The organism is Natrarchaeobius chitinivorans (assembly GCF_003841505.1).
Lineage (GTDB): Archaea > Halobacteriota > Halobacteria > Halobacteriales > Natrialbaceae > Natrarchaeobius > Natrarchaeobius chitinivorans.
Window position 1 is genome coordinate 76731 of sequence record NZ_REGA01000012.1, and the last position, 22152, is coordinate 98882.

The window sequence follows — 22152 nt, forward strand, 5'->3', positions numbered from 1 at the left end:
ATTCAGAACGTCAGGCGGTACTTGCACTGGGCACTGGTCTTTAGCTAAGCCTCAGCAGTCGGTTTGATGGTAGTAGTGAGCTGTTCTTGGAGGATCGGTCGTTGCTTATGTATTTTCTGAGCGTCAGTGATCAGTCGATGTAGCAGTGACGGGAGTGAGTAAGCGAGGTACTCCCTCAGTCCGCAGAAGATGAGCTGGGCGTGCGACCGGAGGGTCGCCGCCCAGCGTCCGGCGGGAATACGACCCCATCATCAGCGTGCTCAATAACCAGACCAAGCAAATCACGACTCACCACCAAGGGTAACAACGCTGCATACAGCAGAATCTCTACGACGTGCTTCTCCGTCGCGTCGAACTTGTCCAATTCGTACTATAGTGACAACTGAAACGATTACTATAGGTCAGCCGGGCGAAACTCATCCCGAGACAGGTTCGTGATGTACAGATGGTAGTCGGCGGCGTCCTCGTTGCGGATGCCGACGGCGCGGAATCGTTTCGTATCTCGTAACTACTTACCCGCGTACTCTCGTCAGTCGAACTCGATCTCGATTTCCACATCGATGTACTTACGAGAGAAATTGTCCACGCAATCGAAGATCTTCTCGCCTTCCAGGGGAATGGTGCGGCCGCGCCATTCGCGTAACTCGAAGGAGACGGCGATGCGCGTCACCCGTGACGCGCTCGACGTCAAACAGCCAATCTGGATGTTCAGAGACAGTGCCTACGATATCCTTGACTGGCACGACTTCCTGCTTCAAGCAGGAGTTGTGCCGATCGCCCCGTACAGTCCACGAAACACCACTGATACGCTCGATATCGAATACCGCGTCGAAGACAGAATCAGCGAATTTACCGAGGATGTGACGCTCAAGCGTTCGATCCTTAATGAGACCTACAAGCGTCGAACGCAAGTTGAGCGAACGTTCGGAGCGTGTTCAGACTGCGGCCTCGGGCGCGAAGCGTCCCGAGGCCGCGTCCGTGCGCGGGTACAAGCGTATCTTGGACTGTGTCTCCGAGTGATCGTCGCCATCACGAACTACGAACAGGGTGAAATCCAGGCAGAACCAAGCTCGTGGCATGAGATGAATTGTTTGACACCCTCTTCGCTGAGCTACCTTGTATCAATATCGAATCAAAAAATAATAAATAGCTGTCCAATGCTTTTTCGACAGTCAGATATGGCTACGTACTACGCTGAGAGGGCTCTTAATATACTTCGGGAGGAAGGCATTATTGAATTATATAGGAAGTTTTCGAGATTTATTTTTAGACACCCGATGGGGCTATTAGACCCTCAATGTCGCCGTCGTTTCAAGTTTCACACTTGGAAAAATCATTTGCAAAATCGTATCCGCTATGATGCGCCACCTGACCCATACAACACCATTCAGATACGACCAAGCAACATAGATTATAGAGTGGGTTATACTCACAGGATGAGGACAGTTCAACGAGTTAGGTATAAGGGAATAGCTCAGACAAAATCAGGAAACTGGGATAAGAACAGAGTAGCTGTTAATGACTCGTTTATTATTAAAGGGATTCAAGAACGCTTTGGAGAAGGTAAAAACTGGGAGAATACCAAATATTACAACTATGTCCGGGAGAAATTTGCCAAAGATAACACAAAATACACAGAAATAGGGTTCAATTGTTTAGATGGTTATTTACAAGAGAATTTCAATTCTGTGGAAGAACTTTTTAATAAAATAAAATATGGAGGGTATAAGTCGAACCATGATGGTCAACACGTTAGACCAGGGTCTACTCAACCTATACGGGACAAATTGGAAGTATTAGTCACAATTGATAGAAATGGCGAAATAAATTTTTTTGAGGGAAATCACCGATTTGGGATAGCCCGGGTATTAGATATAGAAATCCCGGTTCACGTGGTTTGTAGACACAATCAATGGCAAGAACTCCGGGACGACATCTACAACAATGGCCTCACTGAGGGGCATGAAGAGTTACATGATCATCCCGACCTTCAAGACGTACTCAACTGAGTGCAGAGAGTTCTGGGAAAGGAAAAAATGTTTCTCTTCTCGGTCGAGAGGAGATTGAGATCCCATCGTTTGGGACTTTCTCCGTGGGGCTGCATTTGCTGAGTCATTTTGTATCAATCCTGGATCAAAAAGTAATAAATAGCTGCTCAATGCTTTTTGGACAGTCAGGTATGACCATTCATTATCCTAAGAGGGCTCTTGAGATACTCCAGAATGGGGGGTCTCTTGAACTATTTAAAAGGTCAATCAGATTTCTTAATAAAAATATTAGGAGAAAGATACAATATACTAAATACGATGCTGTACCTGATTTTGGAAGAGTTTATTCAGTGCCAGTTTCTGGAGTAAATTACACACTGTGGGATGACGATCTAAAACATTATTTTGGGGGAGAGATACCACCTGAGCGGATATGGACTGGAGAGTGGCACAAATTAAAAAAGGATTTTTCCACAACATACATTCACCGTAGCTTCAGACGAAGATTTTGTAAAGGAAAAGAATGGGAGCAGACACCATATTATGAAATATTAAGAGATGGTGGAAAGTATAACGAATATCAGACGGCGATTGAATATTTGAATAAGTACGAGAATATATACCACAATATCAAACAAAATGGATATTGTCAGGATGGGTATATTTCGGTCTATATTGGTCCTGCTGGAGAGTATATCCGAAAGGATGGTGCTCACAGGTTATCTATTGCAAAAATAATTGATAGTATTGATATGATTCCGGTAAAAGTCCATTCAATACACAAAGAATGGCAAGAACTACGGGATAGAATTTACAACAATGGTATCCCTAAGGAGCATGAGGAGCTACGTGATCATCCCGGCCTTCAAGACGTTCTCAACTGAGCTTTAAGTTCCTCCAAGACAACGCCAATAGTGGAAGTAATAGGTGGTAACCACGGGTTTGTGGCCACAATATAAATCTTGATCACACGGCAGCTACAGGTATAGACTCCAGATGGACTCTTCCTCTGGCCACACCAATCTCGATCTGAGAGTTTGAGTTTACGCTCATATACCTACTTCTACAAAGCCCTCTGACATACAGAGATGGACGCGCCGTTTTTCGACCGCGGAACGTCAGTAAACACTACTTTAGGCGAACGAATTGACGAGTTTAGACTCTCAAAACAACTACTCTCGTCTCTCCAGAGACAACAGCTGTCCTCAACATTCATTGTACGAACGAGAATTGGCAGGACCCTCAACTCGGCTGGTAACTCGCCGCTGCAACGCGGGCGAGTTGTACAGCCCCGCTGCCGACCAAGACTACGATTGGCAGCAATTACCGATAAACGGAGAGAAAGGGACACGAGGCCGCTGATCAAGCATCGTGAGTCCGCACCATTGGTCAGGCGCGCTATCTACGTAGTAGATGAGCCCCTCTACGGACAGAGAGCGCTGTCTAAGACCGTTACTTCGCTGACCAAGGTACGGTCGGCGACGCCGTACATGAGTATCCCTAGCATCAAGAGCCTCATGACATCCTCTATCTCATATTATTTGAAGCATCTTTAGCAGTGGAAAGTATGTGGATCCGCCGGAATATGGCGATCCAGCATAAACCCATAGGGTAAGTAAGGTTAAACAAGGGAATATTAATATCTGAATCCAATACATTCATCACTCATATATAAAATTGTTGGCGAGAATATTTATACATATGGCTGGTGTTCTTTAGACCACCATGTATAGTATTGTCGACATTAAAAGCGCAATTGAGCAACCATATCTCTTTGTTAGAGAATTTAATACATTATGGAGTCAGCGACTTGGATTACGTGAACACAATCCAAATGGGACGGGAATTTTTGACATGGACTGGGATAATCTCATAATTTTGGATGCATGTCGTTACGACATTTTTTCCGAGGTCGCGAACCTCCCGGGTGAACTTGAGCAACGCGAAACAGCGGGCGCTGCAACCAGAGAATTCATCGATGCAAATTTTGCCGGAGAGGAGCACCATGACACTGTCTACGTGACCGGAAATTCGTGGATATTGAAACTTGATGCAGTGTCAAGTGTTCACACTGTTTATGATGTAATCGCGGATCCTGACGATGGCAACAAACCTACGCGCATCACCGACTGTGCAATTGATGTAGCCGAGAAACATCCGAACAAACGCCTGATCGTTCATTTTATCCGTCCACACCATCCGTTTATCGGTCCATTGGCGAGCAGCCACTTTGCGGACATTGAGCAACCCCCAGATCTTTATAATCGAATTCAACGTGGTGAGGTGGACATATCTGATTCCATGTTGAGGCAGCTTTATATCGAAAATTTAGAATATGTTCTCCCATACGTTGAAAAGTTGATGGCTGAACTTAAGGGAAAGACCATTGTGACATCCGATCACGGGGAATTGCTGGGTGAGCGAACTGGTCTCCTCCCGATAAAGACATATGGACATATTCCTGGCCTCTATACGGATAAGCTAGTTACTGTTCCGTGTCAGACCTATCAAAATGGATCAAGACGAGAAATATTTGCCGGTGAACCACGCGGTGAACCAGACTATTCATATGCTGTATCGGGAAAACCAATTGACAAACGTCTCCGGGAGTTGGGTTATAAACTCTAATATTATATAGACATACATTATAACTTTATTTATCACTTGGGAGATATATGGTGCCGATGCTTCCCACTAGCAACATGTCTGGACTTTGTCCCAATAAGAAGTTAAGAAAGTAAAACACTGATTACCAATCTAAAGCATGGACATATTTATCAGCCGTATCAGAAATCCTGAACATTTGGTCCCATTTGTCACTAGCCGTATCCGCTGTATTTCCATCTAAGCAGTTAGCGATCTCTTTCGCCATCGAATCGACATCATCGACTGGGACAAGTGAGCCAACACTGCTGTCATTTAAAATCTCTCGTGGACCGTTTGGACAGTCAGTCGCCACAACCGGTGCGCCGCAGGCCAACGCTTCGATAAGTACATTGGGGCATCCCTCCCATCTCGAAGAAAGTACGAACGCATCACACTTTGCCATATACGCGTACGGGTTTGCGACAAATCCCGGTAAGTCGATTCTTTCCGCGATTCCAAGACCCTCTGCGAGTTGAAGAAGTGAATCTCGTTCGTCTCCCTGACCTAAGATGATCAACCGAGATTCAGGATATGTGTCAATTTTGTTGAACGCTCTAACCAGTGTATCGAAGCCTTTTTGATCAGATAGTTCGCCCACGCCAAGGATAACGGGTCCTACTTCAGTTCCAAGCCATGGATGATCGACGGGTTCTTCACGAGCTGTCAACAGCGATTCGTCCACTACTGGATTATAAATCGTCGTCGCCTGACTAGGATCAACCCCAAAATGTGTGACGACATCTTGTGTCACCCCTTCTGAAACTCCGATAACGTGATCGGAATGTGGGTACGTGAGCTTCGCTGCCAGATGTACAATCTGGTGTTTTGGATGGGACAACTCCTCTGTTTTTGCGCTCATAGTATTGGATATCCGAATTATGAGGCGGCTATCTACGCTGGAGAGTTTCTCGGCGACGATTGCCGTGACGTTGGCAGTATCGATCGTCGACATCATCACGTCCGGGCTTGACGACGACATGTACTGTACGAGCGAGGGGACTGCTGCAAGAAACCGACGAGTGTCGAGGTCAAATACATTAACGTTGTCGGAGACATCATCCAGATACTCTCCTTTCCTTTGGACGAGAACGATGTCTACCGTGTATCCTCTGTCCGCAAATTCGTTCGCGAGTCGGACCATGACCCTTTCAGCGCCGCCACCCCTAAGCGATGGAAGATACAGACAAATGTGGTTCACAGAGCGATCTTCCGTGTGTGTTTGCGATTCGTTCATCTGTTTATACCATATGGAATTTCGTCAAATGTGTGTGGACTGCCTTGCCACTTCTCGGATCTAAATCAGGATGGTTCTTGGTCCATATCTCATCTTGTTCGCTTCCTTCGTAAACTCGATCGCGAAGCTCCTTCCATTTTTCATAACGAACCCGAATGCGGACCGGGATCGATTCGAGCTCTAGAATTTTTGCGATCGACAATCGATGAGCACCGGCACACCACAGAAGTTCCCCGTCACGAGCGACGTACACTGTAATTTGCTTTTGTTCTAGCGGAAAGTATGGCTCATAATCTAATCCTTGTATTTTTCGTTTCGACAAGCGTCGTTGGGTTGTATATCCATCCCGTTTGATCATTGTATACAGTTTCTCTATCTGGGAACAACATCGATCCAAATCAGTGGTGTCAGTCATTCCTTTGTACGAGCCGTACTTAGCAATCCACTCTTTCATACGGCTGTAGTACGGTGTCTGATTCCATCCGACACCCTCGTTGAAGCGCTTCTCGAACGACCGAAAAACCACATCGTCCTGAAACGCCCGTAACTCTCGATCCCAGTTTCCACCGACGACGACCGAGGGGATCACTGGAGAAACCGTGGGCGATTCGGCGGGACACCGATCGATCGAAGCTGGTGACACCCATACAAGGTCGTACGATTTTAGTGGTGCTCGATATCTACGGCCTGAATGGAGCCAGGTCATCAGATAGCCACTATATCGCCGAAACTTTCGCTCAAGGCGGTTCTTCAGACCTAAACCGGTCGATTCTGAGTTAAACTGTGTAATCATTGCGATTGCAGCGCATATAATGATGAATACGTACTCGAGTTCGATACCAACTCTTCGTGGGGGCCTGCCTCAACGATCCTGCCGTCTTCCATCGTGTAAATCCGATCCGCGTTGGTGACCGTCGAGAGCCGATGCGCGATTACTAACATCGCGTAATCCCGATTCATCGATTCGATCCCTTCGTGTACCCGCTGCTCGAGCGACGTGTCCAGATCGCTCGTCGCTTCGTCCAGTATCAGCAGATCGGCGTCCTTCAACAGGGCGCGAGCGATCGCGACGCGCTGGCGCTGACCGCCGGAGAGTTTGACTCCTTGATCGCCGAGCACTGTGTCGTAGCCGTCCGGCAGCTCGTCGAGGAACTCGGTCACCTGGGCGATCTCGCACGCCCGTTCGACCGCCGATCGCGTGGCACCGCGGTTTCCGACGGTGACGTTCTGTCGCAGGGTGTCGTTGAACACGTGCGGGTCCTGCCTGACGACGGTGACTCGAGAGCGCCACTCCTGGATATCGAACGCGTCGATCGGTCGATCGTCGGCTCGAATCACACCGCTGTCCGGCTCGTACATCCGCGCGAGTAACGAGGCGATCGTGGATTTGCCGGCACCCGAGGGGCCGACGAACGCGACGAAGTCGTCGCGGTGGAACTCGAACGAGACCTCGTGGAGGACAGTCTCGTCGTTCGAGTCGTAGCTGAACGAGACGTCGTCGAACTCGAGACGATCGATCGAACCCGGGACGCTCCGCGACGTCCCGGTTCGTTCTCGGTTTCCTTCGAGTTCGTCGATGAACTCCTGTGTCCGAACGAGGTGGGGAAGTTCGCTATCCACGCGATAGACGTATTTGTTGAGGTTGCTGATCTTCGGCCCGAGCTGGAACATCGCGAACAGAAAGACACCGAGTTGCCCGAGGTTCATCCCCGAAAACGTCAATGCCAGGTAAATGAGCACGAAGACGGCGATAGCGGTCATCAACTGGTAGTAGTTCGTGATGGCGGCGTCGTTCCGCTCGACTTTGATCCGGTTGGTCTCGAACTTCGCCGCCGATTCCGAGAATCCCGATCGGAGTTCGTCGATCATCCCGAACAGCTTCACATCTCTGATTCCCTGCGTTCCGGCCTGCGCTCGAGACTGAATGCCCTCTTTCGCGTCGGCCACCTCGTCGCCGAGGGAGTAGCCTGTGGTGAGGACGTTTCTGAACAGGAGCGTCATTCCGCCGAGAAATACCGCCGTGAGGAGCGTCAGTACCGGGGAGAGAATTAGCGCGATCGTGAGGTACATCAGGGCGAGGAGTCCCTGTTCGACGGACCGCAATGCGTACTTGATCACTTTCCCAGCGTACTCCGCCTGCGTGACGATGGCGTTCAGGATGTCGTCCGAGCCCTCCTGATCGAAGTACGAAATCTCCGCCTCGAGCGCACGATCGAACGATTCCTCCTGCAGGTGGCGGACGTACTTCGTCTCGATTGCGGCCCGGAACCAGCCGACCAGAAACGACGTGGTGTATCGAACCGTCATCACGCCCGCGACCCCGGCGACGAGGTAGCCGAGCGTGAACGGAATGCCGAGCGTCTGGTAGGCCAGCAGAAACATCCCGAGGAGTCCGTCGGCGTCTTCGGGCGGCGTATCGGCCTGTGCGACGTCGACGATCGGCATGATGAAGCTCAGGCCGACTCCCTCGAGGAGGGCGGCGACGACGCTCAGTACGATCACCGCCGCGGCGAACCGCGGCTGGAACTTGGCGACGCGATAGAGGGCGTGACCCTTCTCGCGCCACGTCAGGTCTAGGTCGACGTCATCAGTATCGGACATGTATAGGGAAGAGCGACGGAACGATTCGTCACTGCCCGTATCAGAACCAGGTATATAGTACCCGTCTCCGTTTTCGCGGGGTAATCCGCCCTATCGCTGCAATCGGAACCCGTCCCGACGGTCGGAAATCTCTCAATAGTCTCTTACTGCGACCGTTGAGATGCGGACGAAAGCGCTCGCGGACGTTTTCGGGCGGTTCGAGTGTGAGAAATACCGTCCTACGCGCGGTGAACTGAGCGGTGGATTATCGAGAGTCTATCTACACGGCGTGGCGATTTACTTTGGCGGTACAGCGGTGTTGCACCGAACCGAAACGGATGAACAGCTTATTCGTTCTCCAAATCCTCTCGCTCGAGTTCCCCGGCCAGATACGCCTCTCCTTTCCGGCTGATTTGGTAGTATCCCGCTTCGTCGACCCGTTCGATCAAATCGTGCGTTTCGAGTTCTCCAAGACGCTGTCTGACGGTCGAATATCCGATCTCGTGACCGTGGCGGTTCAGGTTCCGATAGAGGGGCTTCGCCGGGAGCTCGAGGTCGTGCTCGTAGAGGAACTCGAGGATGAGTCCGTCTTTCAACGACATCCACTCCGGGCGAGGGCGCATTCGACAGTGTTGTCCCACTGATAGCCATTAACTTGATTCGGTTTTGTGAATTAGTAGCGCATATAGTATTCGATAATAGCATAAATACGCTAAAAGTTAAGTACGATAGGGGCAGTACTGAAATGTACGGGGCGCGGCCTGGACAGAACGATTGAACGGCTGAACAAGCGGATCGGTGAAGGAGCACCGGTCCGCGATAGGCCCCGTAACCACACTACGGAAGCCATGTCGAACGACAAATCGCGGGGACGTAAACTCCCCGACCGACAAGAGAACAGAAATCGTGCCGATGACCACCCAGCGAAACCGGGTGACTGTCTCAGTCACGCCGGCCGTCTCGAGGCGATCGAGCGGTTGGCCGACGACTGTCTCGCGGACGTCCGGACGGACGAGGATCTCGAGAGCGGTGACGTAGAGCGCCACCTGCGAGAGATTCGTGCGGAAGTCGAGTGCGCCCGCCGGGCGCTGTCCGGACACGATTTCGATGCGGACGTGCCGGCGGTGATACACCGGGGCAACGGATTGACGTCCTGTCTCGGCCCGGATCCGGTCGCGTTCGAGCGTGAGTTCGGTTCTCACAACAGGGCAAACGAGAATCGTGACGAGGAACGACGAAAGGAATGAGCAACACCAGATCGAACGACGCGAACAATCCGCTGTCGAGCAGAACGTTAATACAACTATAGCACCTACGACTAGGTACGATGAGGGACGCTCGTGATGCGCCAACTGCCGAAGAAGTCGCAGCCGTCGCCCACGCTGATCGACAAACCGCCGAGGAAGCACTGGCTGCGGTTCGGTTCGACGACGAGGAGTGAGTCCGGTAACTGTCGATGTCGTCGTACGAATACGAGATTCAGGCGATATATGGGGATTCGATCGAACCAGCCAGTAGACTCTCGGAAAGCGAGAGGACGCGTCTCACCGCCTCCAAGCGGGTAGTCGACCAGAACTATTTCGAACTGGACCAGTATATCGACGGGACACTCGCAACGAACCCGATTTATCTGTGTTCGCGGGATCGTCGTCAAGAGGCTGGATTCGAAGTGCTCCGGCTCCTTCACAACTATCTCGCGTCACTGTACTCGTTCAACGAGACGGTTCGGGTTCTGTGTAACCGCCGGACGAGGGACGGAACTTCACTTTCCAGTGGTGCGTTTTCTCCCAGTAGTTCCGACGATTCGTACTACGGACGAAAGCTCGAGTTTTTACGAGGATTGCGAACCGATTTCCAACACGGCGGATTTTCCTGTCTCACGTTCGAGACCAGCGGCACGCTCGGTGAGTTCGCGGGGTATCACGTCGTCTTTGACAGACAGGCGTTCCTCGAGGAGAGCGGCCTCCGTGAACCACAGCGATTCCTTACGAGTACGAACGAATCGGAACGACAGTACCCGCTTTGCTTCGTCGCCCGGTTTCACACGGAGCGGTTACAATCGTTCTATACGGAGCTCGAGGCGTGGTTCAAATCTGCCTCTCACGAGTAAACACTATCCTGTACCGTGTGAGGACACGGGCTTCGAATGGGCATCGAACTCCGCAAAGTGAACAGTCCCTCATCGACGCTGCTGCCTCCAGATCGGGCCAGAATCGACCGTACGATCCGTAACGAGGCCCGCTCGGATCCCCTACGAATCAGTCGACTCACATCCCGAATCCCACTGCGAGACTGGCATAAGCTCGAGCCGCGGCCGAATCGCGAACCAGAACAGGACGAGCGTCGCACCGAGTGCGTTCGCGACGACATCGCCGGGGTCGAACCCTCGGTCGGGAACGACGGACTGGCCGAGCTCGATCCCGGCACCGTACAGGGACGTCAGTACGACCACCAGCACGAACGCCCGCCACCGACGCCCGTCCCAGATAGTGCTGGTCGCGTACGCGGGCGCGTATCCGAGCGTCGCGTAGGCCACGAAGTGACGCCACTTATCCAGCGGGAGGAACCCCGGTTGTGCGGTGTCGACGACCGTCTCCGGCGGCGGTGAGAGGATCGAGGCGTAGAAGATGAACGCCGCGACGCCGGCGACGAGCGCCCAGCGAACGAGGGGAGGAAGGAGCGGAACCCGGACTGTCATGGCAGTAATGGGTTCAGGGGGTTTCACTACGGACGGAGTCGGGTCTCGGGCCCGATTCGTTCCGGCGGTCGCTCCGATTGGCCGGTCGATCCCGTGCCGATTCCGGCGGCTCCGGCGGTCCGAGTGCCGCCCCGAGCGCCCGTCCGATCCTCGTCTCGAGCAACTCGTCCAGACTCTTTCGCGAACGAAGGCCGACGCTGGCGAGGCCGGCCGCGAGCAGGTGTGCGAGCACGAGGTCGCTCGAGAGCGGAGCCGCCGACAAGGTAGCCGCCAGCGAGCCGATTGCCGCAACGAGGACGAACAGACTCGCGGCCCGAATCGGGCGGTCGCGAACGCTCGAGGCGAACCGACGAGCGCCGGCGACGAACAGCGACGTCCTCGCGGCGACCGACGCCTCGCGTTCGATTCGGTCGACGACCCGAATCGCGGGGCCGACGGTCCACGTCTCCCGGAGGTCGACGACGATCACGTCCGGCTCGGGTTCGGCGGTGAGCCAGCCGTAGATGGACGACAATTCGACGGCACGTTTTGTCGCCCGCCAGACGCTCGCCAGCGTCGATGTCGATCCGATCCGGACGAGCGCATCCCCGGAACGCGAGACGGCCGAGACGCCGGCCACGAGCCGGGAGCCGGCGAAGGGGAACTCGCGATTCCGACGCGGCTTCGTCGTCCCCCGAGACGGACGCGACGACGACCGGCCGACGAGCAAGGATCGAACTCGAGTGCGGACGCCGCTCATCGCCTGTACCAGGATCGATCCGTCGCGCGCACGGTGGAGCACAGTTTGCACGGACGATCACCGACTCGAGTCGCTCGCCGGATCGCCGCCGATCCGGGTAATCTCGCCCTCGAGGTCGATCGTCTCGAGCGCGAGTTCGATGGTGGTTCCGATCCCGATCCGTTCGTCCCGGAACGTGAGTCCCGTCTCCGACTCGACCGTCTGCAGCGTGACGGAAAGCGTCACGTCCTCGTGTCGCGGATGCTCGCGCTCGTGGACGGTTCCGTCGTCGCTCTCGAGGACGACCGTCGCCGGCTTCCGCTCGATCGCCTCGACCGTGGCGATCGTCTCACCGCGCACCGTCTCGGTCATCCCGACCTCGAGTCCCTCGGCGACGGCGGGAGAGACGCCTCGTGCCTCGAGTTCGACGGTGGTCGTCCTCGCGTCGAGCGGGAGCGTCGGTTCGGCTCCGACGTCGGTGATCGCCCCCGAAACCGCGTACGCGCCGAAGTCGAGACGCAGTTCGCGACCGAGTCTGAGCGGAACGTCCGCGAAGCGTTCCGTCGATCGGCCTCGATCGTTCGCTATCGTCACGCCGTCGAGTTCCACCTCGATCGTTACGCGCGGGTGGTCCGTGACGGGTGTGGCGTAGACGTCCGTCACCGTGATCTCTTCGTCGGCGTCCTCGAGCGCGGCGACGTCGCCCGCCTCGAGGCGATCCACGACGTACGCCGGCTGCTCGCCGAGGTCGACAGTCGCGTATCTGGTCTCGAACTGCGGGCCGTCGTTCGAGACGACCGCGACGCCGGCGAACAGCACGACGAGCACCAATCCGACGGCGAGTGCACCGACGGCACCGAGGTTCGTTCCCGCGCCATCGCCGCCCGAGACGACTGCGATTCCCGCGGCCGCGACGGAAGCAACCAGGACGATCGCGATCGCATCGATGACGTTGACGGTCCCGAAGAGGTCGCCGTTCTCGTTTATCACCGACATGGCTCACCCCGCCGGTGATCCGTCCGTCGTCCGCCAGGAAAGCGCTGGTTACAGTCTCGCTGTTCGGGCTCTCGCCGTTCGGTTCGCAGGATTTGCGCGTTCTGGATACCGGCTGGTCGTGGTCGACTGGTAGCGACCCTCGCCCCGTTCGACGAGGCGATGAGAGCCGATGGTGACCGCGGGAACGCGGGATTTCGAGTCGCAACGACGACGCTGTGCATAGCCCCTTGCACCATACTCGCCACCAAATAGCTTACCCGATAGTCCGTGATTTCGACGAATCGTGACCTGACCGACGCGATACTGTTACCGGTCGTGGACACCGAAAACGGCACACACTGCGAGTGGGGTCGTCAACGTCGGAGTGCCACAACCAATGTCGGTACGGATTCAGCGGAGAAGCGGAAAATCGAAATCGCGAATACGGCGGTTGAACGTGAACGGAGATGTCGTGCAGTTTACGATGCGGCCCAGACGTTCGTCGAGGAGACGGACGCGAACTGGACGTTCTCGTTCTCCTGCATGCTCACCTGAGCTGCGCTCGCGGTGTCACCGTCTTCGGCGATCGCGACCGCGCCCTGCTGCTCGAGGACGTTCTCCTGCGTGATGAACTGGCTCTGGGCGATCTGCGAGGTGGCGTACTGCTCACCGTCGTGGGTCTGGATCGCGTTGCCAGCGTAGTCGAAGGCGACGCCCGGAGCGTCTTCGACGTCTTCGCCGCCGAGGATTACGCTCGAGGTCTCGCTGTGGACGACACCTTCGTGGACGTAGCCGGGTGCGGCGTAGACGTTCATGGCGTCGGCGTAGCCGACCTGTGCGTTGATGTTTTGCTGCGTGGCCAGCTGGACGGCGGTGGCGTCGCTACCGTTGGTGGCGATCGCCATCGCGGTGTTCTGGAGGTTGACGTTCATCTGTTCGGCGCGCTGATCTTGCTCGACGGCGGACGTCGCGGATTGGACCTTGTCGCCTTTCTTGTGGTGGTCGTCTTCCTTGTCGTCGTAGAGCTTCTCGACGTCCTGTTCGATGTCGACGACCGAACTCTCCCCGGAGGTTGCGACGTGCATGCCGGCGAGGGAGCTGATGACGTTTTCGGCGTCCGCAGCGCCGATCTGCTGGTTGAGGTTGGTCTGTTCGGTGATCTGGATGGCCGTTGCGGAGCTGCCTTCACCGACGGAGATCGCGACGGCACCGTCTTGCTGGTTGATGTTCGTCTGTTCGACCGACTGCCCCTGCGCGACGGACGCGCTCGCGGACTGGTCTTCGAACTCGCCGTCGCCGACGTAGACGTTGGTCGCGTTCGCAACGCCTTGCTGGAGGTTCTGGTTCGACTGCTGGGACTGCTGGAGCGCGATCGCTTCGCTTCCGTCTTCCGCGATCGCGAACGCGGTGTTCTGTTCGTTGTAGTTCAGCTGCCCGACTTCCTGGGCCTGGGTCACTTCGGCGGTTGCAGCCTGGTCGGGGTCGACCTCTCCTTTGTCGCCTTTCTTGTCGGCGACGCCCCAGCCGTCGAAGTGCTTTCCGTCGCCGTTACCGATAACGACGTTGACGGTGCCGACGTTTTCGAACTGGGTCGACTGTTCGTTGACCGCAGACGCCTGCGCGATCTGATCGTTACTGTTGTACTGGGTCGCCTCCTGGATCGCGTTGGCCTCGCCACCGTCGATCGAGATCGAGGTCGCGTTCGCCTGCTGGTTGATGTTAACCTGTTCGACGTCCTGATACTGCGTGACTTCGGCATCCGCGATCTGATCACCGGCCTCGAGTTCCTCGATGTACTCCTCGAGGGTCTGATCGCCGAGATCAGCGCCGAAAACCAGATACAGTTCTTCGCCATTATCGAGCGCGTGGACCGCGCCATTCGAAGTGTCGTCGCCCGCAGCGGCCATCGGAGCTCCGACAGCCAGCATCGATAAGGCGACGATACACGCCATAAGAGCCGTCGTACACTGTGAACGTGTCGTCGTCGTGGTAGTCATGATTCGTTTGACTTGAGCCGTGAGAGTCTTTTGTTTCTGCATCTCCACGGCGCAAACCTTCATATCCGGATGACAGACTTTGTTATCTGTCAGTTGAATCGCGTCCGAAACGGCCTACCGTATCGAAGCGAACTACTTATCGAGAGAAACCACGCCCTTCACGGCGGTAGCTGATGCGAACTGTCGTGACGAATCCCCGTCACAGCTGTGGCCTGCCCCGGTTGTTCGATACCGACCTACGGCAATCCATACGAGGTCACTCAGAGTGGTTATCGTTGTCAGCCGAAAATCCCGAGGCCCGGCCGTCGGCGTCGTATCTCGACCCGTCGCACGAAAACCCTACTTTCCGGCGATCCCCAGTCCACGAGACGCGTTCGACGCGTCGAAGCGTCGGAGACGAACGAGTGATGTGGACTGTCGTACCGATCTACCGGTGAGACTGTGATCCGTTCGCGGCCACACCGGAAATGACGGGGGTAGGCCCTACGAGACAACAGCGAACCTGTAACTCTCGTTTGCAGACTGTTTCGGCGGTCAAACCTGACGGTTACTGGAAATCAGATCGCGAAACGATGGCAATAGCCTTTCCGTAAGTGAGACAGATCGCAGTTTCACAATTTTGATGTGACCGAGACGACACAACGAATCGCGGTAGGACACTCACGTTTGCCAACCGTTTCACGTTCGACTATCTACGGTTTCAGCGCTTCTAACCCTATTATTCGCCACGAAACCGTTGTTCGGATTCAAGAGGCAGTCCGTCCCCAGTGTCACCTGGGCAACGCGTCACATCGGGGCATATCTGGGTGGTTTCGGCGTTCGATCCGGTACGAACGATCGAGCCAGGAAATCACCCTGCTCCGTTTCGGTGATGCGTTCCTTATAAACGTCAAATGATAGATTCACTATGAAGCGCACACTCGCAATTACACTGACGGTAGCGATGATCGGCAGCCTCGCGGTAATGGGGCTCGCTGGAACGGCAGCGGCAGGAGAGTACCCGAAGGACAACGGCGTCGATCCGGTTATCGTCGAAGACGACGGCGTAACGGTCAATCAGGAAGCGTTCGCGGGCGTGATCCAGGGCCAGAACGTTGAACAGTCGAACGTTGGCGTGCAATCCGCAACACAGAGCGCCAGCCAGGATGCAACCGGTATCGACGGTGACGCCAACGTCAACGTGAACGTCAACGTCGACGACGGTGACAACGGCGCTAGCACGAACGTCGAAGTCGGCACCACCGGAGACCAGTCGATCAGCCAGAGCATCAGCCAGAGCCAGAGCCAGTCCAACGTGAACAACCAGGTCGGTGGAGCGATTGCGGCCAACGTTCTCGGATAACGTCCCTACTCGAGCACTCGATCTGTACCCTTTTTTGAACGCGAGCGCGATCGATAAAGCGCGATAGTCGTTGATATCGGCCCGATGGTCGTTGATATCGTTCGAGTGACGGTCAACTGTACGAGGACATATCCAGCAGTAGGACACTCACTCGAGAAAACGATCAGAATTACGGACCGTTTCGTGGGGCCTCAGTCCAGAATTAGCCTCGTAACTGTGGTCCGGATTAATACCATCCCCTGTAATGACTCTCTCCCGGGCAACGGGTCACGATGCGGGGACTGGTAGCGTCTACCTGCGAAGAGCCGCCGCTCTGCGACACCCCGTGTTGCCCGTAGATCAACAATGAAACGTGCACTCGCGATCACACTGACGGTAGCGATGATCGGCAGCCTCGCAGTTGTAGGGCTCGCCGGAACGGCAGCGGCTGGAGAGTATCCGAAAGACAAGAACGGGGACGTCGATCCGATCGTCGTCGAAGAAGGACCGACGATCACGCAGACGTCCTCCGCGGAAGTCGTCCAGGGACAGGACGTAACGCAGCAGAACGTCGGTGAACAGACCGCCGTGCAGGAAGCCGACCAGGATGCGACGGGTATCGACGGTGACGCTAACGTCAACGTGAACGTCAACGTCGGCGACGACACCGACGACAACAACGACAACAACAACCCGGACAGTGACAGCGTGAGCGTCGACGTCGGCACCACTGGCGATCAGTCGATCGAACAGAACATCGTCCAGGAACAGACCCAGGTGAACGAGAACAACCAGATCGGCGGCGCTGAGGCCTTCAACTTCATCGGATAGGTAAACCGGTGACAACCCCGTTCGCACCGAACTCTCTCGGTTTTTTGTGACTTCGACCACTCGGAACAGCCCGTTTATTTTTCCGATGGAGACGAACGGTCCCTGCGAGAGTAACCTACGGAGAAGACGTGGCGGCGAGCGGAAAGACGTGGTGGCGAGCGAATCGACTCGAGAGCCTGGCAGAAAAGAGGATAACCGCATTAGCGAGCCGGTCGAGCGCCACAACCCGGAGATCGGTTCTCCAGCGGTCGTGACGCATCGAGGGCGATCGGAACGTCGCAGGTGACGGGTTCCACCACACACCCTGAACGTATCGAGCCGATCTCGAGTTCCGTGTTCGAACGAGTGGCGGGACGTGCGGTTCACCTCGGCTCACTTCTTCGAGCGGGTCCGGTGGCGACGGGTCGCTTAGGCACCGACTGTCGAACGGAAGGAGGTCGTTACGCACGAGCAGGTGGGAAGAAAGCCGTCCGTTCGGGGGTCGGAAAAGGCCCCTAAATCGACCGAAGCCGACACTCCTATGTACCGTCCAGTCGAACTTAGATGTGATAGCATCTAGCACAAGTTGGGCTAGCAAAAAACCTATCCGATCACGTATCGGAGTGACTGACATCCCCGTTCAACCCGAATCATGAACGAAGTTCAACTGGAGGTTGCCAAGGCGTACCCGAACGACTCGGGTCGCGGTATCGCCCGACTCGACCCGGACACACTGTTGCATCTGAAGCTGAGTCCGGGCGATATCATCGAAATCGAAGGCGCAGACACGACTGCGGCGAAAGTGTGGCGTGCGGATCGCCAGGACTGGAACACGGACACCGTCCGAATCGACGGTTTCACCCGACAGAACGCCGACGTGGGGATCGGCGAGCGGGTGACGATCCGGAAGGCGGAAGCGACCAAAGCGGATTCGCTCGTCCTCGCACCCCCGGAGGAGGCGTCGGTCCAGTTCGGTTCCGACGCGGCGGGAATGGTGAAACGCCAGATCCTCAAACGACCGGTCGTCGGTCGCGACATCGTCCCCGTGATGAGTTCGACGAACCACCCGTTCATGCGCTCGCCAGGGCAGGCGATCCCCTTGATCGCCGTCGAGACCGAACCCGAGGGGGTCGTCCTCATCACCGAGGACACCGACGTCGAACTTCGCGAAGAGCCGATCTCCGGCTTCGAGAAGACCGGAGGCGGGATCACCTACGAGGACATCGGCGGCCTACAGAGTGAGATTCAACGGGTTCGGGAGATGGTCGAACTCCCGATGAAACACCCGCAGATCTTCAAAAAGCTCGGGATCGAACCGCCCCAAGGCGTCTTGCTCCACGGACCGCCGGGTACCGGCAAGACGCTGCTTGCGAAGGCCGTCGCCAATGAGACCTCCGCCAGTTTCTTCTCTATCGCCGGCCCGGAGATAATCTCGAAGTACTACGGCGAGTCCGAACAACAGCTCAGAGAGATATTCGAAGACGCGAGCGAGGAGTCGCCCGCGATCATCTTCATCGACGAACTCGACTCCATCGCACCCAAACGCGAGGACGTCACCGGCGAGGTCGAACGCCGCGTCGTCGCCCAGTTGCTGACGATGATGGACGGCTTAGAGGCCCGCGGGCAGGTGATCGTCATCGCTGCGACGAACCGCGTCGACAGCGTCGATCCAGCGCTTCGCCGACCCGGCCGATTCGACCGCGAGATCGAGATCGGCGTCCCGGACGAAACCGGTCGCGAGGAGATTCTGCAGATTCACACCCGCGGGATGCCGCTGTCGGATGACGTCAACCTCCCCCACCTCGCGGACGAAACCCACGGCTTCGTCGGTGCGGACATCGAATCGCTGACCAAGGAGGCGGCGATGAAGGCGCTTCGCCGGTACCTCCCGGAGATCGATCTCGACGAGGAGGACATCCCGCCGAGTTTGATCGACCGGATGATCGTCAAACGCGAGGACTTCCGCGGCGCGTTGAACGAGGTCGAGCCCTCGGCGATGCGGGAAGTGCTCGTCGAGTTGCCGAAGATATCCTGGGACGACGTCGGCGGACTCCACGAGGCCAAAGACCAGGTCAAAGAGTCCGTCGAGTGGCCGCTGAACAACTCCGAACGGTTCGATCGACTCGGCATCGATCCGCCGGCCGGGGTCTTGCTGTACGGTCCACCCGGCACCGGAAAGACGCTGATGGCGAAAGCCGTCGCCAACGAGACCAACGCGAACTTCATCTCCGTCCGGGGCCCGCAGTTGCTCTCGAAGTGGGTCGGCGAGAGCGAGAAGGCGATTCGACAGACCTTCCGCAAAGCCCGACAGGTCTCGCCGACGGTGATCTTCTTCGACGAACTCGACGCCCTCGCACCAGGCAGGGGCGGCGAAGTCGGCTCGAACGTCTCCGAGCGGGTCGTCAACCAGCTCCTGACCGAACTCGACGGACTCGAGGAGATGGAGAACGTGATGGTGATCGGTGCGACCAACCGGCCGGATATGATCGATCCCGCGCTCTTGCGCTCGGGTCGATTCGACCGGCTCGTCATGATCGGCCAGCCGGACGTCGACGGTCGGGAACGCATTCTCGACATTCACACGCAGGAGATGCCGCTCGCGGCCGACGTTACGCTTCGCGAGGTCGCCGAAATCACCGACGGCTACGTCGGCAGCGATCTCGAGTCGATCGCTCGAGAGGCGGCGATCGAAGCGCTGCGCGAGGACCACGACGCCGACGTCGTCGAGATGCGCCACTTCCGCCAGGCGATGGAGAACGTCAGGCCGACGATCACCGACGACATCCTCGACTACTACGAACAGATCGAAGAGGAGTTCAAAGGCGGCTCGAGCGGACCGGACCCGACCGGCCGGCGTGGCAGCCGAATCGGCTTCCAGTAACGACCGATTACTGGACGATAAAACCCCGAATTTCGGGTACGACTGGCGCGACTCGTTTTTGTGATACGGTTTACTGTCCGTCAGTGCCGGCGCACCCACGATCCGGGCGGCGGGTGCGCCGATACACAGGTACAGTAATCCGTATGAGTTCGGGTACCCACCAGACCGATTCTACGGTGCGGTCGGATTAGAACGCCCGTACTCGAGTGAATCTGTTACAAGCGTTCGAAACGTTCGCGTCGGTATATGTCTATCTGCGTCCGATCAGGGGGGTATCAGATGTCGGATTCCTCGACGGCACGCGACCGACCGAACTCCACGGTAAGCGACCCCAAAACGGAGGGCGAGTCCGGAACCGAGCGAAAGACGTTAGAGCGCGTCGTTCCCCCGCTTGCGGAGCCGATCCGCCGGGCCGGCTTCTGGACCGCTATCGTGATCCCGTTTCTGTACGTTCCCGTGTTGGCGAACGGACTGACCACCTGGCTCGAGTCGAGTTTGTTCCTCTGTCTGTTGGTGATAAACGTCCTGGCGCTGTACGTGGGGCACGCGTATCGGCGGTGAATCCGGCTCTAGTCTAGGGGGTTGCGTTCACTCGCTCGTTCTCCACCGGTCGAGGTGAACGAACTCGTCACGAATTGCTCGTCGCTTGACGAGGAGGAAACCGACGGCGATGAATCCGAATCCGACGAGCGTCGCCGCGTCGACGATTTCGCCGAGGTAGAGCCATCCGACGAGCGCCGTAAAGATCGGTGCGACGTACGAGACCATGTTGATCTCGACCGCACCGAGGCGCTCGAGCAGATCGAAGTAGAGCAGAAAGCCGACGGCGCTTGCGACGATCGCCAGGTAGGCGAGCGAACCGAGCGCTTCGGGGTGGGTCCACGCCGATGGTTCGATCGGCTCTCTCAGTGCGAGACTGACGACGTGCATGATCGCCGCTCCGCCGAGCATCGACCAGGCTTCCATCGTCTCGATCGGGAGGTCGGCATCGATCCGCCTCGTGAGGACGCTGCCGAGCGCGAACGACGCGGCCGCACAGAAGACGAGCAACTTCGCGACGACGTCGGTCGTAAACAGGTTCGCCGGATCGGGTTGTGCGATGATTGCAACCCCAACGACGCCGAGGAGGACCCCGACGACGCCGACGACCGACAGCGCGTCCGATGGCATCAGCGCGCGTGCGAATCCGGTCGTCAGAACCGGCGAGAGACTCACCAGAACCGCGGCCGCGGCGGCCGTCGTGTTCTGCTGGCCGACGAACAGGAACGCGTGGTACGCCGCGATCAACAGCACGGAGCCGACGAGGACGATTCCCCACTCGTTGTGCCCTCGAGGACGCCACCGATCGACGGCGTAGACGGCGTAAACGAGCATGAGGACGCCGGCGACGTCGTACCGGAACGCGGCGAACAACACCGGTGGAAAGTGCCGGAGACCCGCACTGATCGCGACGAACGCTGATCCCCAGACGGCCGCGAGCGCGAGAAACAGTGCCGCGTTTCGGTACCGGGTCACACCGGTCATCGACCCGGTTTCGTCGTATACATTTCGGTTCGAAACTCACGACTGGGCGTACTCGACGCCAAACACAACAGAAATCGACGAATTTGGCGGTAAACCGGTTTGGTGACCCTCGAGTGGTGGTATCGTATTGTCGACTTTCGAGTGGTAGTGGTATCGTATTGTCACCCTCGAGTGGTGATCTCGTACCGCCGACTGTCTCGGTCAACTCGAGCGTCGGCCCATCGGGTGGCCGGTAGAAGAAGTAAAAGCCGGCAGTACCGGTCCGTTACCGGGAAGCGAGCGACAGCCGGAAGGCGCTCTGCCTGTTTTACAGAGTCGGACGCTGTCGGATCTCGGGCAGTTCTTCGGTCTGTCGGAACTGCTCGAGAAGCGGCTTGATGTCGTCGAACCCTTCGGCCAACACGACGTCCCCGCTGCGAAGGTCGTAGTCGATGATGTCGTAATCGGCGAGACGTGGAAGGTGGTTGTGGACCAGAGAAACGTAGATACGCTGTCTGGTTTCCTTGTCGACCTCCGTCCCAGGCGCTTCGGTCTCCCAGGTTGTGATCTGGGGGACGAGATCCTCGATGTTGGCGTCTCGGTCTTCTGCGAGCAGGTACAGTAGATACCGGCGTTCTGACTCGGCTAACAGTGAGCAGGCGTCTTCCATACGAGTTGCACTCGTCCGGTCCATACAGTCACCAGGCACTTCGGGGTATTACACCTGCTGCCAACATGGATAGGTTGGAACGTCGAGAGTGTCACGGATCAGTGACCGGTATCTCGGCTACTGGACGGCGA

Annotated in this window: 18 protein-coding genes and 2 pseudogenes; 10 read left to right on the forward strand and 10 right to left on the reverse strand. The window is 56.5% G+C overall.

The genetic code is table 11. The annotated features are described in order from the left end of the window. Positions 1–44: 44 nt before the first annotated feature. Positions 45–697: pseudogene (locus tag EA473_RS13775) on the reverse strand (IS4 family transposase); the annotation flags it as partial. Here EA473_RS13775 and EA473_RS13780 point away from each other — a divergent pair. From EA473_RS13780 to EA473_RS13790, 4 genes and pseudogenes are all read left to right on the forward strand, one after another. Then, positions 648–1081, forward strand: a pseudogene (locus EA473_RS13780) (transposase); the annotation flags it as partial. The pseudogenes EA473_RS13775 and EA473_RS13780 sit on opposite strands and share 50 nt — an antisense overlap. Before the next feature lie 97 nt (positions 1082–1178). Next, positions 1179–2009, forward strand: a complete 831-nt coding sequence (locus EA473_RS22350; protein WP_165875290.1) for a hypothetical protein — start codon at positions 1179–1181, stop codon at positions 2007–2009. Positions 2010–2179: 170 nt separating this feature from the next. Continuing rightward, entirely contained in the window at positions 2180–2872 is a 693-nt protein-coding gene (locus tag EA473_RS13785) for a hypothetical protein (RefSeq protein ID WP_124196238.1), read from the forward strand. Positions 2873–3713: 841 nt separating this feature from the next. Then, positions 3714–4616, forward strand: coding sequence for a hypothetical protein (locus EA473_RS13790; RefSeq protein WP_124196239.1), 903 nt, complete (start codon positions 3714–3716; stop codon positions 4614–4616). A gap of 121 nt (positions 4617–4737) precedes the next feature. Here the strand turns inward: EA473_RS13790 and EA473_RS13795 are convergent, their stop codons facing one another. The 3 genes from EA473_RS13795 to EA473_RS13805 all read right to left on the reverse strand — a co-directional run bounded on the left by EA473_RS13795 (position 4738) and on the right by EA473_RS13805 (position 9050). After that, positions 4738–5868 (reverse strand): glycosyltransferase, encoded by a 1131-nt coding sequence (locus EA473_RS13795; RefSeq protein WP_124196240.1) that lies wholly within the window; start codon positions 5866–5868, stop codon positions 4738–4740. Positions 5869–6657: 789 nt separating this feature from the next. After that, entirely contained in the window at positions 6658–8469 is a 1812-nt protein-coding gene (locus tag EA473_RS13800; protein WP_124196241.1) for an ABC transporter ATP-binding protein, read from the reverse strand. Positions 8470–8795: 326 nt separating this feature from the next. Beyond that, positions 8796–9050 (reverse strand): winged-helix domain-containing protein, encoded by a 255-nt coding sequence (locus EA473_RS13805; RefSeq protein WP_124196294.1) that lies wholly within the window; start codon positions 9048–9050, stop codon positions 8796–8798. Positions 9051–9296: 246 nt separating this feature from the next. On the opposite strand from EA473_RS13805, the gene EA473_RS13810 reads away from it, so the two are divergent. Beyond that, positions 9297–9695: a hypothetical protein gene (locus tag EA473_RS13810; protein ID WP_124196242.1), complete on the forward strand. Its 399-nt coding sequence runs from the start codon at positions 9297–9299 to the stop codon at positions 9693–9695. Positions 9696–10288: 593 nt separating this feature from the next. Next, the gene (locus EA473_RS13815; RefSeq protein ID WP_124196243.1) at positions 10289–10558 is read left to right on the forward strand and encodes a hypothetical protein; all 270 of its coding nucleotides are present in this window, start codon (positions 10289–10291) and stop codon (positions 10556–10558) included. Between the two features lie 141 nt (positions 10559–10699). Here the strand turns inward: EA473_RS13815 and EA473_RS13820 are convergent, their stop codons facing one another. The 4 genes from EA473_RS13820 to EA473_RS13835 form a co-directional block, all read right to left on the reverse strand. Beyond that, positions 10700–11146 carry a VanZ family protein gene (locus EA473_RS13820; protein WP_124196244.1) on the reverse strand — a complete coding sequence of 149 codons (447 nt, stop codon included), beginning with the start codon at positions 11144–11146 and terminating at the stop codon, positions 10700–10702. Positions 11147–11159: 13 nt separating this feature from the next. Next, positions 11160–11936, reverse strand: coding sequence for a hypothetical protein (locus tag EA473_RS13825; protein ID WP_124196245.1), 777 nt, complete (start codon positions 11934–11936; stop codon positions 11160–11162). Between the two features lie 6 nt (positions 11937–11942). Next, positions 11943–12860 (reverse strand): DUF4330 family protein, encoded by a 918-nt coding sequence (locus tag EA473_RS13830; protein WP_124196246.1) that lies wholly within the window; start codon positions 12858–12860, stop codon positions 11943–11945. A gap of 458 nt (positions 12861–13318) precedes the next feature. Then, positions 13319–14791 carry a hypothetical protein gene (locus tag EA473_RS13835; protein WP_207890184.1) on the reverse strand — a complete coding sequence of 491 codons (1473 nt, stop codon included), beginning with the start codon at positions 14789–14791 and terminating at the stop codon, positions 13319–13321. Between the two features lie 952 nt (positions 14792–15743). On the opposite strand from EA473_RS13835, the gene EA473_RS22570 reads away from it, so the two are divergent. The 4 genes from EA473_RS22570 to EA473_RS13855 all read left to right on the forward strand — a co-directional run bounded on the left by EA473_RS22570 (position 15744) and on the right by EA473_RS13855 (position 20409). Further along, positions 15744–16178 carry a hypothetical protein gene (locus tag EA473_RS22570; protein WP_207890185.1) on the forward strand — a complete coding sequence of 145 codons (435 nt, stop codon included), beginning with the start codon at positions 15744–15746 and terminating at the stop codon, positions 16176–16178. A gap of 345 nt (positions 16179–16523) precedes the next feature. Continuing rightward, positions 16524–16988 carry a hypothetical protein gene (locus EA473_RS13845; protein ID WP_124196248.1) on the forward strand — a complete coding sequence of 155 codons (465 nt, stop codon included), beginning with the start codon at positions 16524–16526 and terminating at the stop codon, positions 16986–16988. Positions 16989–17619: 631 nt separating this feature from the next. Then, complete coding sequence (locus EA473_RS13850; protein WP_124196249.1) at positions 17620–19848, forward strand: CDC48 family AAA ATPase; 2229 nt, start codon at positions 17620–17622, stop codon at positions 19846–19848. A 279-nt stretch (positions 19849–20127) separates the two neighbouring features. Beyond that, a complete protein-coding gene (locus EA473_RS13855) occupies positions 20128–20409 on the forward strand; it encodes a hypothetical protein (RefSeq protein WP_207890186.1) in 282 nt (93 codons plus the stop codon). A gap of 27 nt (positions 20410–20436) precedes the next feature. On the opposite strand, the gene EA473_RS13860 is transcribed toward EA473_RS13855, so the two are convergent. Continuing rightward, on the reverse strand, positions 20437–21363 hold the full coding sequence (locus tag EA473_RS13860; protein ID WP_124196251.1) for a DMT family transporter: 927 nt from the start codon (positions 21361–21363) through the stop codon (positions 20437–20439). 316 nt (positions 21364–21679) lie between these two features. Next, positions 21680–22045, reverse strand: coding sequence for a DUF7344 domain-containing protein (locus EA473_RS13865; protein WP_124196252.1), 366 nt, complete (start codon positions 22043–22045; stop codon positions 21680–21682). Between the last annotated feature and the right edge of the window lie 107 nt (positions 22046–22152).